The 12437-nt window shown below is 62.7% G+C and carries 12 protein-coding genes; 8 read left to right on the top strand and 4 right to left on the bottom strand.

Going from position 1 to position 12437, the window contains the following annotated elements; genetic code table 11:
* The first annotated feature begins 489 nt into the window (after nt 1-489).
* Complete coding sequence (nadB, locus tag N8H74_RS19455; protein ID WP_217831420.1) at nt 490-2106, top strand: L-aspartate oxidase; 1617 nt, start codon at nt 490-492, stop codon at nt 2104-2106.
* On the opposite strand, the gene N8H74_RS19450 is transcribed toward nadB, so the two are convergent.
* Entirely contained in the window at nt 2075-2527 is a 453-nt protein-coding gene (locus tag N8H74_RS19450; RefSeq protein ID WP_262149561.1) for a protein YgfX, read from the bottom strand. The two genes, nadB and N8H74_RS19450, sit on opposite strands and share 32 nt — an antisense overlap.
* Nucleotides 2511-2765, bottom strand: a complete 255-nt coding sequence (locus N8H74_RS19445; RefSeq protein WP_007957989.1) for a succinate dehydrogenase assembly factor 2 — start codon at nt 2763-2765, stop codon at nt 2511-2513. Before N8H74_RS19445 ends, N8H74_RS19450 begins: the two co-directional genes overlap by 17 nt.
* A 150-nt stretch (nt 2766-2915) precedes the next feature.
* Between N8H74_RS19445 and N8H74_RS19440 the strand changes: the two genes are divergently transcribed.
* Nucleotides 2916-3857, top strand: a complete 942-nt coding sequence (locus N8H74_RS19440; protein ID WP_262149558.1) for a folate-binding protein YgfZ — start codon at nt 2916-2918, stop codon at nt 3855-3857.
* A 35-nt stretch (nt 3858-3892) separates the two neighbouring features.
* Nucleotides 3893-4714, top strand: a complete 822-nt coding sequence (locus N8H74_RS19435) for an HDOD domain-containing protein (RefSeq protein WP_217831424.1) — start codon at nt 3893-3895, stop codon at nt 4712-4714.
* Nucleotides 4715-4759: 45 nt separating this feature from the next.
* Here the strand turns inward: N8H74_RS19435 and N8H74_RS19430 are convergent, their stop codons facing one another.
* The gene (locus N8H74_RS19430) at nt 4760-6145 is read right to left on the bottom strand and encodes a sensor histidine kinase (protein ID WP_262149556.1); all 1386 of its coding nucleotides are present in this window, start codon (nt 6143-6145) and stop codon (nt 4760-4762) included.
* Complete coding sequence (locus tag N8H74_RS19425) at nt 6138-6809, bottom strand: response regulator (protein WP_217831426.1); 672 nt, start codon at nt 6807-6809, stop codon at nt 6138-6140. The genes N8H74_RS19430 and N8H74_RS19425 overlap by 8 nt, the downstream gene beginning before the upstream one ends.
* Before the next feature lie 236 nt (nt 6810-7045).
* Between N8H74_RS19425 and N8H74_RS19420 the strand changes: the two genes are divergently transcribed.
* Genes N8H74_RS19420 through N8H74_RS19400 form a run of 5 tightly spaced genes read left to right on the top strand, consistent with a single transcriptional unit; the run spans nt 7046 to nt 12418 of the window.
* The gene (locus N8H74_RS19420; protein WP_217831427.1) at nt 7046-8338 is read left to right on the top strand and encodes an OprD family porin; all 1293 of its coding nucleotides are present in this window, start codon (nt 7046-7048) and stop codon (nt 8336-8338) included.
* Between the two features lie 39 nt (nt 8339-8377).
* Nucleotides 8378-9355, top strand: coding sequence for a tripartite tricarboxylate transporter substrate binding protein (locus tag N8H74_RS19415; RefSeq protein WP_217831428.1), 978 nt, complete (start codon nt 8378-8380; stop codon nt 9353-9355).
* A gap of 58 nt (nt 9356-9413) precedes the next feature.
* Complete coding sequence (locus tag N8H74_RS19410) at nt 9414-9872, top strand: tripartite tricarboxylate transporter TctB family protein (RefSeq protein WP_217831429.1); 459 nt, start codon at nt 9414-9416, stop codon at nt 9870-9872.
* A 1-nt stretch (nt 9873) separates the two neighbouring features.
* Entirely contained in the window at nt 9874-11388 is a 1515-nt protein-coding gene (locus tag N8H74_RS19405; protein WP_217831430.1) for a tripartite tricarboxylate transporter permease, read from the top strand.
* Complete coding sequence (locus N8H74_RS19400) at nt 11381-12418, top strand: AbrB family transcriptional regulator (RefSeq protein ID WP_262149552.1); 1038 nt, start codon at nt 11381-11383, stop codon at nt 12416-12418. Before N8H74_RS19405 ends, N8H74_RS19400 begins: the two co-directional genes overlap by 8 nt.
* The last annotated feature ends 19 nt before the right edge of the window (nt 12419-12437 follow it).

Raw genomic sequence — 12437 nt, 5'->3', positions numbered from 1 at the left:
CCTTTTCGCAAAAGTTCTCCCCCTCCAAGCAAGTTTCCTGCGGGCTCTGATTTGGCACGCACGAAAAACGCAGCGCGATGTGAACCGGCTGCGCGAATAATCTTGTCATCGGCTCGCCGGCGTAACCCCAATCGCAGGTTCCGCGTTGAAGCCGACACTGTCCCGTGTTTCAGGCAACTGTCTATTGATCTTGAGCCTTTGGCAAAAGTTCCAAATATTTATAGCTGCACAAGTCCGACATTGGGCGACCGTGGACGGAAAAAGCCTGTTTCATCTTCGATACAGTCGCTTTTTCCAAAAACCTGGAAAAAATCCTTCCGACGAAGCGTGGGGCTTTTTCGGTCACCGTAGTTTCACAATGCCATATCTGCCCGGCTATTGTGCCGCCCCACCCCTCTATATACTAGTGGGCTGCGTGACTGCCTCGACGCAACAATCCAGCTGTCCTGCGCTACCCCCGACCCGGGTCGCTTTGAGCGGAATCCTGAAATGAGCCAACAGTTTCAACACGATGTTCTGGTGATTGGCAGCGGCGCTGCCGGTTTGAGTCTCGCGCTGACCCTGCCGGGCCACTTGCGCATTGCGGTCTTGAGCAAGGGCGATCTGGCCAACGGTTCCACTTATTGGGCTCAGGGCGGCGTCGCGGCCGTGCTGGACGATACCGATACCATCGAGTCCCACGTCGATGACACCCTCAACGCCGGCGGTGGCTTGTGCCATGCGGATGCCGTGCGGTTCACGGTCGAACACAGCCGCGAAGCCATCCAGTGGCTGATTGACCAGGGCGTGCCCTTCACCCGCGACGAGCATTCCGGCAATGAGGACGGCGGTTTCGAATTCCATCTGACCCGCGAGGGCGGGCACAGTCATCGGCGCATCATTCACGCCGCCGATGCCACCGGCGCAGCCATTTTCACAACCCTGCTGGCCCAGGCCAAACAGCGTTCGAACATCGAACTGCTGGAGCAGCGGGTCGCCGTCGACCTGATCACCGAACGCCGTCTGGGGCTGGACGGCGACCGCTGTCTCGGCGCCTATGTCCTCAATCGGAAAACCGGTGAAGTCGACACCTACGGCGCGCGCTTCGTGATTCTGGCCTCAGGCGGCGCCGCCAAGGTCTACCTCTATACCAGCAACCCCGACGGCGCCTGCGGTGACGGCATCGCCATGGCCTGGCGGTCGGGTTGCCGGGTGGCGAATCTGGAATTCAACCAGTTCCACCCTACTTGCCTCTATCACCCACAAGCCAAGAGTTTCCTGGTTACCGAGGCGCTGCGCGGCGAAGGCGCGCATCTGAAGCTGCCGAATGGCGAACGCTTCATGCCGCGCTTCGACTCCCGCGCCGAACTGGCCCCGAGGGACATTGTCGCCCGGGCCATCGACCATGAAATGAAGCGCCTGGGTGTCGATTGCGTCTATCTCGACATCAGCCACAAGCCCGAAGCCTTTATCAAGAGCCACTTCCCGACTGTCTATGAGCGCTGCCTCGGCTTCGGCATCGACATCACCAAACAGCCAATCCCGGTCGTACCGGCCGCGCACTACACCTGCGGCGGCGTGATGGTCGATCAGCACGGCCGCACCGACGTACCTGGCCTGTACGCCATCGGCGAAACCAGCTTCACCGGCCTGCACGGCGCTAACCGCATGGCCAGCAACTCGCTGCTGGAATGCTTCGTCTATGCCCGTTCGGCGGCGGCGGACATTCTCGGGCAGTTGTCCGACGTGGCAGTCCCCAGCGCCCTGCCCGCCTGGGATGCGAGCCAGGTGACCGACTCGGACGAAGACGTGATCATCGCCCACAACTGGGATGAACTGCGGCGTTTCATGTGGGACTACGTCGGCATCGTGCGCACCAACAAGCGCCTGCAACGAGCGCAGCACCGTGTCCGGTTGTTGCTGGACGAAATCGACGAGTTCTACAGCAACTATAAAGTCAGCCGCGACCTGATCGAGTTGCGCAACCTGGCCCAGGTTGCCGAACTGATGATTCGCTCGGCCATGGAACGCAAGGAAAGCCGGGGCCTGCATTACACGCTCGACTATCCCGGACTGCTGCCCGAAGCGCTCGACACTATTCTGGTGCCGCCCACCTACGCCGGCTGAACTTGAGGCGTACCCGCAGGCGTCGGTGCAGATCCGCCGCCTGCGCATCGCGCGGTACGCAGATCGACCTCACCCGCCGCTCGCCGCGCAAACGAAAACGCAGCACCACGATCAAGGGCAGCGCCAGGCTGTCCGGCCGCAGTTGCACCGCCTGCCAGCCGTCGGCCTGATTCCACAGTTGCCAGCCGTCCCCCTCACGACGCAAACCGCGAAATGCCTTGGGATGACTCAGCAGAATCTGCCGGGGCAGTGTCCAGGCGGCATGCAGCAGGCAGGCGAACGCCCCGAGCAGACTGGCCCAGAACGGAAGGGAAAGCAGGCTTAACGAACCCAGCGCGAACGCCTGGGCCAACAGATACGCCGCCAGCAGTTGCCGTGAGGCCTGCCAGCGGCATTCGAACGTGTTACTTGGGCTGGACACGATCCAGAATCATCCGGACCATGCGCTGCAGCTCGGGATCCTCGGACTCGCTGCGCTCCATGAACCAGCCGAACATGTCCTGATCCTCGCACTCCAGCAGACGGACGTACAACGCACGATCCACCTCGTTCAGGTTCGCGTAGACCTCTTTCACGAACGGCACCAGCAGCACGTCCAGCTCGAGCATGCCGCGACGGCTGTGCCAAAAGAGGCGATTCAGTTCAACTTGTTCGACCATGGAGCGCTCCTCAAATAGGCCGCAAGTATACAGACCCGAGGCGGGTCGAACAGTCGGCTTTGGTCGGGCGCCACCGATCCTTTATCAACTACCCATTTCAACACTGCCCCCTTATGATGTGCCCCAGTCTTTTTTACCCTGCGATGACCCATGGCCGATTCTGTTTTTTTCTGCACCCTGTCTCATGAAGGCGTTCTCGCGGTTCGCGGCGCGGATGCCGGAAAATTCCTGCAAGGCCAGTTGACCTGCAATATCAATTACTTGAGCGATACCCGCGCCAGCCTGGGTGCCCGTTGCACGCAGAAAGGCCGGATGCAGTCGAGCTTCCGCATCCTGCTCGAAGGTGACGGCGTGTTGCTGGCCATGGCCGGTGAACTGCTGGAGCCGCAACTGGCCGACCTGAAAAAGTATGCCGTTTTCTCCAAATCCAAACTGACGGACGAGAGTGCCGCGTGGGTGCGTTTCGGTGTGGATCATGGCGATGCCGCCCTGGCCGGCCTGGGCCTGGATCTGCCGGCCGAGACCGACAGCGTGGCACGCCATGACGGGCTGATCGCCATTCGTGTCTCGCCGCAGCGCGCCGAACTCTGGGCGCCCGCCGACCAGGCTGAAAGCCTCAAGACCCGACTGTCCGCGCAGTTGGCGGAAGCGGAACTGAACCAGTGGCTGCTCGGCCAGATCCGCGCCGGCATCGGTCAGGTCATGCCCGCCACCCGCGAGCTGTTCATCCCGCAGATGCTCAATCTGCAAGCCGTGGGCGGCGTGAGTTTCAAGAAAGGCTGCTACACCGGCCAGGAAATCGTCGCGCGCATGCAATACCTCGGCAAACTCAAGCGTCGCCTGTATCGCGTGCAACTGGACGCGAGCGAGCTGCCGGAACCCGGCACCCAATTGTTCGCCCCGAGCCACAACAGTTCCATCGGTGAAGTGGTGCTGGCCGCCCGCGCCGGGCAAAAAATTGAACTGCTGGCGGTGTTGCAGGCCGAAGCTGCCGAAGAAGGCGTTTTGCATCTGGGCGCCCTCGAAGGTCCGGCGCTGCATTTGCTCGACCTGCCTTACGAACTGGATCGCGACCGCGAAATCCAGCGCTGATCGCAGTATTTGTTGCAACACCCTAGAGAAACGACATGAGTGAGCTGGCGGATAAGGTCCAACAGGATTTGGTTGAGGCCATCGATAACGATGACCTGGTTCTGCCAACGTTACCGGAAGTGGCCCTGGACATTCGCAAGGCCGCCGAAGACCCGGAAATCAGCGTCAGCGACCTGAGCAAAGTGATCGGTCGGGACACGGCGCTCTCGGCGCGCCTGATCAAAGTGGTCAACAGCCCGCTGCTGCGCGCCACTCAGGAAGTCACTGACCTGCACACGGCCATCACCCGGCTGGGCGTCAATTACAGCAGCAACCTGGCCATCGGCCTGGTGATGGAGCAGATTTTCCACGCCCGCTCCGACGTGGTCGAACAGAAGATGCGTGAAGTCTGGCGCAAGAGTCTGGAGATCGCCGGGGTCAGTTATGCGCTGTGCCGTCGCTACACCCAGCTCAAACCCGATCAGGCGGCGCTGGGCGGACTGGTGCATCAGATCGGCGTGCTGCCGATCCTGACCTATGCCGAAGATCACTACGAACTGCTGTCCGACCCGGTCAGCCTCAACCATGTGATCGACCGCATCCATCCGCTGCTGGGCGACAAACTGCTGCGGGTCTGGGAGTTTCCGGAACGGCTGGTGCAATTGCCGGGGCTGTACCAGGACTTCAAGCGCGACTCGTCGGCAATCGACTACGTGGATCTGGTGCAAGTGGCGAGTCTGTATTGCCACAAGGACACCAGCCATCCGTTTTCACGCATCGACCCGTTCAGCGTTCCGGCCTTCCGCAAACTCGGGATCGACCCGGAAAACAAGGTCCTGTGCGCCGATCTGGAAGAGTCGCGGACGATGTTTTACTGATCCGCCCCTCGCAGGCTTGCCCGCGAGGGGTCAGCATCGACAACACTATCCGGCAATAAAGCTCACCCGCACCTTCAACCCCGCCTGTTCGCCGTCGTGCAGCGTGATCTGCGCCAGATGCGCGCGGCAGATTTCCCCGACAATCGCCAGTCCCAGGCCTGACCCCGCCACCTGCTGATTACGCCGGTAAAACCGCTCGAACACCCGATCCCGCTCCTCCAGCGGGATTCCCGGTCCGTCGTCTTCGACCTCCAGCACCGCTGGCGCGGCCACCCGCAGAATCACGTTGCCCCCCGGCGGTGTGTGCGCCAGGGCGTTGTCCACCAGATTGCTCAGCAATTCGTTGAGCAGTGTCGGCTCGCCACGCATCCACACCGGCTCGTCCGCCTCCAGCGCCAGCGCCACTCCGCGTGCGTGGGCCAGCGGGGCCATGGCCATGCCCAGTTCCCGGGCCAACTGACTCAGATCGAGCAACTGCGCCCCGCCCTCGGCAATCGCCCGGGCGCCGTTTTCGACCCGAGCCAGGGACAGCAACTGATTGGCGAGGTGGGTCAGGCGATCGGTGCTTTGCGCGGAAGACTCCAGGGTCTCGCGCCAGGTTGGCGGTTCGCTCGAACGCAAACCCAATTCCAGACGCGCCTTGAGTGCCGCCAGCGGCGTGCGCAGTTCATGGGCGGCGTCGGCGATAAATTGCGCCTGACGCTCGAACTGCCCGCGCAGGCGTTCGGTGAAATGGTTGAGCGCGCGCACCAGCGGCCACAATTCGTGCTGCACTTCCACCAGCGGCAACGGCCGCAAGTCGTCGGGCTGACGTTCCTCCACCGCCGTACGCAAGCGCTCGATCGGGCGCAACGCGGCACTGACCGCAAACCACACCAGCAACAACGCACCAATCGCCAGCATGCCCAGACGCAACAGCGTATCGGCCGCCAGGCTGCGGGCCATGCTGACCCGCGCCTCATCGGTTTCGGCGACGCGGATTTCCGCCATGCCGTTCATGTTCGGTTCGGTGACCGCTTTGAGCAGGCTGACCACCCGCACGTTCTGGCCCTTGTACGTGGCGTTGTAGAAGCGCGCCAACGCCGGATAGCTGTCGGTGCGTGGCGTACCGGGTGGCGGGCCAGGGAGGTTTTCGTAGCCGGAAATCAGCTTCTGGTGGATGTCGTTGACCTGGTAATAAATGCGTCCGGCGCTGTCGTAGGCAAAGGTGTCGAGGGCGACGTAAGGGACATCGGCACTCAGCGTGCCGTCACGCTGCGAGAGCCCGGCGGCGATGGTTCGCGCCGAGGCCAGCAATGTGCGGTCGTATGCGGTGTCGGCGGCTTCGCGACCGTTCCAGTAGGCACTCAAGCCGCTGGCGAGCATCAACACCACCAGCAGCAAGGCGAGGTTCCACAGCAACCGCCAGCGCAGGCTGCTGGGCTTATGCATCGCGGCTTTCCAGCAGATAACCGAGGCCCCGGAACGTCACGATCGCCACCGGCTGGCCGTCGAGTTTCTTGCGCAGACGATGGACGTAGATCTCGATCGCATCCGGGCTGGCCTCTTCGTCGAGGCCGAACACCTGGGAAGCCAGTTGCTCCTTGCTCATCACTCGCCCCGGTCGCGCAATCAGTGCTTCGAGCACGGCCTGTTCGCGAGAGGTCAGCGTGAGCAGCTCTTCGCCGAGGGTGAAGCGTCGGGTATCGAGGTCGTAGGCCAGCACGCCGCAACGCTGCTGGCGCTCGCCGCCGAGCACGCTGCGGCGCAACAGGGCTTTGACCCGGGCTTCGAGTTCAGTCAGTTCGAACGGTTTGGCCAGGTAGTCGTCGGCGCCAAGATTGAGGCCATGCACCCGATCCTTCACGTCGCTGCGCGCGGTCAGCATCAGCACCGGCAGGTTTTTGCCCCGGGCACGCAGGCGCGCCAGCACTTCGAAACCGTCCATGCGCGGCAGGCCGACATCGAGGATCGCCGCGGCGTACTCCTCACTGCCCAGCGCCAGGTCGGCGGCCACGCCGTCGTGCAACACATCCACGGTCAGACCGCTGCTCTTGAGCGCCTGGGCGACGCTTTCGGCCAGTTGCAAATGGTCTTCGACGAGCAGAACACGCATGGATCGTTACCTCATTCAGGGATGGCCGACGCCACTCTTTGCGGCGGAGTTTACAGCCGCAACCGCCGCTGTGAAGCCCCGAAAACCGTGAAAGTCAGCTGAAAGGTTAGCGAAAGGTTAGCCCGTTAGAGTCGGCCCACGGACAGTTCCGACTGCCGTCGCTGCTGCCACACAGCGATCCGAAAAACGCCTCGAAGCGTTTTCGACCAATAAGAACAATAAACGGAGTACCCCGCATGCCGTCTTTGCAGACCAAGGCTCTCACGCCTGCCCGTCCTTCCCGTTTCAGCCACACCGCCCTCGCCAGCGCCGCCGCCCTTGCCGGTTTTTCACCGCTGAGCTACGCCGACTTCATCGAAGACAGCTCCGCCACGTTCGAAACCCGCAACATGTATTTCAACCGCGACTTCCGCGATGGCACCAGTGCCCAGCAGTCCAAGCGCGATGAATGGGCGCAGGGCTTCATGCTCAATCTGCAGTCGGGTTACACCGATGGCACCGTGGGGTTCGGTGTCGATGCGTTGGGGATGATGGGGGTCAAGCTCGACTCGAGCCCGGATCGCACCGGCACCGGCCTGCTGCCGACCCACGATGACGGGCGCGCGGCGGACGAATACTCCAAACTCGGCCTGACCGGCAAAGTAAAGATTTCCGCCACCGAGCTGAAGATCGGCAGCCTGATTCCCGAGCTGCCCATCCTGAAACCGAACGACGGACGCATCCTGCCGCAGACCTTCGAAGGCGGCCTGCTGACCTCCAAGGAGATCAAGAACCTGACCTTCACCGGTGGCCGCCTGGAGAAAGCCAAGGATCGCGACAGCACCGATTTCGAGGACATTGCCCTCAACAACAAGAACAGCCGTTTCGCCGGCACCGCCGCCGGCAAGCACTTCGACTTCGGCGGCGTGGACTACAAGTTCACCGACAAAATCACCGGCAGCTACCACTTCGCCCAACTCGATGAAGTCTACAACCAGCATTTTTTCGGCCTGGTCGCCTCGCGGCCGATGGGTCCCGGCACGTTCGCCAGCGACCTGCGCTTCGCGGTCAGTGACGATCAGGGCGCGGCCCGTGGCGGCAAAATCGACAACCGCTCGCTCAACGGTCTGGTCAGCTATGCCCTGAGCGGCCACAAGTTCAGCGCCGGCTATCAACACATGTCCGGCGACAGCGCATTCCCGTATGTCGATGGCAGCGACCCGTACCTGGTCAACTTCGTGCAGATCAACGACTTCGCCGGCGCCGAAGAACGCTCCTGGCAGGCACGCTACGACTTCGACTTCGCCAAACTCGGCATTCCCGGCCTGAGCTTCATGACCCGTTACCTGAGCGGCGACAACATCAAGCTCAAGAACGGCGACGAAGGCAAAGAGTGGGAGCGCAACACCGAGATCAAATATGTAGTACAAAGCGGCGCCCTCAAGGATGTCGCCGTGCGCCTGCGTAATGCCACTTACCGTTCCAACTACTCCGCTCGCGATGCCGATGAAGTGCGTCTGCTGGTGAGCTATAGCGTTGCCCTTTGGTAATTCAGTACGTCCATAACAACAACTCCCAAGGAGACTTAGATGAACTTATCACTGCGTAAAGTTGCTCTAGCCGCTGGCGTCATGCTGTTCGCCGGCCAACTGATGGCCGAACCGAAACGTCCGGAATGCATCGCACCGGCCTCCCCCGGCGGCGGTTTCGACCTGACCTGCAAACTGGCGCAAAGCGCGCTGGTCAACGAAAAACTGCTGACCAAACCGATGCGCGTCACCTACATGCCCGGCGGTGTCGGCGCGGTGGCGTACAACGCGGTGGTCGCGCAACGTCCGGCGGACGCCGGCACGCTGGTGGCGTGGTCGAGCGGTTCGCTGCTGAACCTGGCACAGGGCAAGTTCGGCCGCTTCGATGAAACCAACGTGCGCTGGCTGGCGGCGGTCGGCACCAGTTACGGCGCCATCGCGGTGAAAAGCGATTCGCCCTACAAGAACCTCGATGATCTGGTACAGGCGCTGAAGAAAGATCCAAGCTCCGTGGTGATCGGTTCCGGCGGCACCGTCGGCAGCCAGGACTGGATGCAGACCGCGCTGATCGCCAAGGCCGCCGGGATCAACCCGCGCGACCTGCGTTACGTCGCCCTCGAAGGCGGCGGCGAAATCGCCACGGCGCTGCTCGGTGGTCACATCCAGGTCGGCTCCACTGACATCTCCGACTCCATGCCGCACATCCAGAGCGGCGACATGCGCCTGCTGGCGGTGTTCGCCGACAAGCGTCTCGACGAGCCGGAAATGAAAGACATCCCGACCGCCAAAGAGCAAGGCTATGACATCGTCTGGCCGGTGGTGCGCGGCTTCTACCTGGGGCCAAAAGTCAGCGATGAAGACTACGCCTGGTGGAAAGACTCCTTCGACAAACTGCTGGCTTCCGACGAGTTCGCCAAGCTGCGCGATCAGCGCGAACTGTTCCCGTTCGCCATGACCGGCCAGGAGCTGGACACCTACGTGAAGAAGCAAGTCGCGGATTACAAAGTGCTGGCCAAAGAGTTCGGCCTGATTCAGTGATCCTCTCTGTCTAGCGGCCGCTGCCCCCGTTTGCGGGGCGGCGGCACAGGAGTTTCCCATGCTCTTACAACGCATTTTCGCCTCGGTGCTGTTGCTGGCCTGCGCCGGCCTGGCCCTGATGGCATGGCCGTACCAAGCGGCTTTTTCCTACGAACCGGTCGGCCCGCGCGCCTTTCCGCTGCTGATGCTCGGCCTGATGAGCGCGGCGCTGCTGTACATGGTGTTCCGCCCGGCGCCGATCAAACACAGCGAAGACGAACCGCCGCTGGATCGCGAAACCCTGACCAAGATCAGCATCTGCGTGGTGCTGCTGTTGGTGTTCGCCGGCCTGTTCGAACCCCTGGGTTTCATTCTCAGCAGCATGCTGATCGGCATTCCGATGGCGCGCCTGTACGGCGGTCGCTGGTTGCCTAGCGTGGTGGTCACAACCTTGATGGCCATCGGTCTGTACTTGCTGTTCGACCGCTTGATGGACGTGCCACTGCCGCTCGGCCTGCTCGACGTTCTGGAGAACTGATATGGATACTCTCGGATATTTGGGTCAGGGCTTCGGCGTCGCGCTGAGCCCGTACAACCTGGTCACGGCCCTGACCGGCACCCTGATCGGCACCGTGGTCGGCCTGCTGCCGGGCCTTGGCCCGATCAACGGCGTGGCGCTGCTGATCCCGATTGCTTTCGCCCTCGGCCTGCCGCCGGAATCGGCGCTGATCCTGTTGGCGGCGGTGTACCTGGGTTGTGAATACGGCGGGCGGATCAGTTCGATCCTGCTGAACATTCCCGGCGAAGCCTCTACCGTGATGACCACCCTGGACGGCTACCCGATGGCCCGTCAGGGTCTGGCCGGTGTGGCATTGTCGCTGTCGGCGTGGAGTTCGTTCATCGGCGCCTTCATCGCGACCTGCGGCATGGTGCTGTTTGCCCCGCTGCTGGCGAAATGGGCGATCGCCTTCGGGCCGGCGGAATACTTCGTGCTGATGGTGTTCGCGATTGTCTGTCTCGGCGGCATGGCCGGCGACCGGCCGCTGAAGACCTTTATCGCGGCGCTGATCGGTCTGTTCCTGTCCAGTGTCGGCATCGACGCCAACAGCGGTGTGTACCGTTTCACCGGGGACAACATTCACCTCACCGACGGCATTCAATTCGTGGTGCTGGTGCTGGGCCTGTTCTCGATCAGCGAAATCCTTCTGCTGCTGGAGAAAACCCATCGCGGCCAGGAAGCGGTGAAAGCCACCGGGCGGATGATGTTCAACTTCAAGGAAGCGGCGTCGGTGTTCGTGGTGAACATCCGTTGCGGCCTGCTCGGCTTCATCATGGGCGTACTGCCGGGTGCCGGCGCGACCCTCGCGAGCGCCGTGGCCTACATGACCGAAAAACGCATCGCCGGTGCCGGCGGCAAGTTCGGCCAGGGCGACAAGCGCGGTCTCGCCGCACCGGAAACCGCCATCGGCGCTTCGGCCTGCGGCGCGCTGGTGCCGATGCTGACCCTCGGCGTTCCGGGTTCGGGCACCACGGCGGTGATGATCGGCGCCCTGTCGCTGTACAACATCACCCCTGGCCCGCTGCTGTTCCAGCAACAACCGGACATTGTCTGGGGGCTGATCGCGTCGCTGTTCATCGCCAACATCATGCTGGTGATCCTGAACATCCCGATGATCCGCATCTTCACCCGCATCCTCGCCGTGCCGAACTGGGCACTGGTGCCGGTGATCGCGATCATCACCGGGATCGGCGTCTACGCGGTGCACGCCACCACGTTCGACCTGTTCCTGATGGTCGGCATCGGCATCTTCGGCTACATCCTGCGCAAGCTCGATTTCCCACTGTCGCCGGTGCTGCTGGGCTTCATCCTCGGCGGTCTGATGGAGCAGAACCTGCGTCGTGCGCTGTCGATTTCCAACGGTGCGCTGGACATCCTCTGGTCGAGCCCGATCACCTTTGGTGTCTGGGTCCTGACCGCGCTGATGCTGGCCTTCCCGCTGTTGCGCATCTGGCGTCGCCGCTCCGCCGCCCGCCAAGCCATCGCCGATGTCTGATCGGCCCTTCAAAACCTGGTGGGGAACCCCGCTGGTCGGTCTGCTTGGCGGTTACCTCGCCAGCCAGATCGGCTGGCCACTGCCGTGGATGGTCGGCTCGTTGCTGGCGATCATCCTGGTGCGCTGCCTGACCCCGTGGCAACTAACGGAAATCCCTGGCGGGCGCAAGTGCGGCCAGTGGATCGTCGGGATCGGCATCGGCCTGCACTTCACTCCGCTGGTGATGGAGCAGGTGTTGAGTCACTTCGGCCTGATCTTCTTCGGAGCACTGGTCACCAGCCTGTCGGCGGTGGTCGGCGTGTGGCTGATGCGCCGCACCGGCGAGGATCGCGCCACCGCGTTTTTCTCCAGCATGCCCGGCGGCTCGGGCGAGATGGTCAACCTCGGCGCGCGCAATGGCGCGATGCTCAGCCACGTCGCGGCGGGCCAGAGCCTGCGGGTGTTGGTGGTGGTGTTGTGCGTACCGGCGGCGTTCAAGTACCTGCTGGGTGACGGCACGCCGATTTCCCATGCCGGCAGCGTCGATTGGCGCTGGCTGGCAATTCTGTTTCCGGCGGGCGCCCTGCTCGCCTGGATCTGGCAGCGTCTGCGCCAGCCCAACCCTTGGCTGTTCGGGCCGCTGTTGGTCAGCGCGACGGTGAGCATTGCCTGGGATCTGCACATCGGCCTGCCCAATGGCGGCAGTCAGATTGGCCAATGGTTGATCGGCAGCGGCCTGGGCTGTCACTTCAACCGCCAGTTCTTCCGCCGCGCCCCGTCGTTCATGGGCCGGACGCTGATCGGCACGGCGCTGACCATGTTGATCGCCACCCTGGCGGCACTGGGCCTGAGTGCGCTGACCCACCTGGATCTGCGCTCGCTGACTCTGGGCATGATGCCCGGCGGGATCGCCGAAATGAGCCTGACGGCGGAAACCCTGCAACTGTCGGTGCCGCTGGTGACGGCGATGCAGGTGATGCGGCTGTTGTTCGTGCTGTTTCTGGCAGAGCCGTTGTTCAAGTACTGGAATCGCAATCCCGAGCAAGGCTGAGAGACCGACTGGCCTTCTT

Source organism: Pseudomonas sp. B2M1-30 (genome assembly GCF_025447575.1).
In the GTDB taxonomy this organism is placed as follows: domain Bacteria; phylum Pseudomonadota; class Gammaproteobacteria; order Pseudomonadales; family Pseudomonadaceae; genus Aquipseudomonas; species Aquipseudomonas botevensis.
Note: the sequence above shows the minus strand (reverse complement) of the source record. Positions and strands in the feature narration are given on the sequence as shown.

What these genes read in the sequence shown, in the direction of transcription:
- nadB (WP_217831420.1), top strand. Translation starts at nt 490, where the DNA reads ATGAGCCAACAGTTTCAACACGATGTTCTGGTGATTGGCAGCGGCGCT.
- N8H74_RS19445 (WP_007957989.1), bottom strand. Translation starts at nt 2,765, where the DNA reads ATGGTCGAACAAGTTGAACTGAATCGCCTCTTTTGGCACAGCCGTCGC.
- N8H74_RS19440 (WP_262149558.1), top strand. Translation starts at nt 2,916, where the DNA reads ATGGCCGATTCTGTTTTTTTCTGCACCCTGTCTCATGAAGGCGTTCTC.
- N8H74_RS19435 (WP_217831424.1), top strand. Translation starts at nt 3,893, where the DNA reads ATGAGTGAGCTGGCGGATAAGGTCCAACAGGATTTGGTTGAGGCCATC.
- N8H74_RS19430 (WP_262149556.1), bottom strand. Translation starts at nt 6,145, where the DNA reads ATGCATAAGCCCAGCAGCCTGCGCTGGCGGTTGCTGTGGAACCTCGCC.
- N8H74_RS19425 (WP_217831426.1), bottom strand. Translation starts at nt 6,809, where the DNA reads ATGCGTGTTCTGCTCGTCGAAGACCATTTGCAACTGGCCGAAAGCGTC.
- N8H74_RS19420 (WP_217831427.1), top strand. Translation starts at nt 7,046, where the DNA reads ATGCCGTCTTTGCAGACCAAGGCTCTCACGCCTGCCCGTCCTTCCCGT.
- N8H74_RS19415 (WP_217831428.1), top strand. Translation starts at nt 8,378, where the DNA reads ATGAACTTATCACTGCGTAAAGTTGCTCTAGCCGCTGGCGTCATGCTG.
- N8H74_RS19410 (WP_217831429.1), top strand. Translation starts at nt 9,414, where the DNA reads ATGCTCTTACAACGCATTTTCGCCTCGGTGCTGTTGCTGGCCTGCGCC.
- N8H74_RS19405 (WP_217831430.1), top strand. Translation starts at nt 9,874, where the DNA reads ATGGATACTCTCGGATATTTGGGTCAGGGCTTCGGCGTCGCGCTGAGC.
- N8H74_RS19400 (WP_262149552.1), top strand. Translation starts at nt 11,381, where the DNA reads ATGTCTGATCGGCCCTTCAAAACCTGGTGGGGAACCCCGCTGGTCGGT.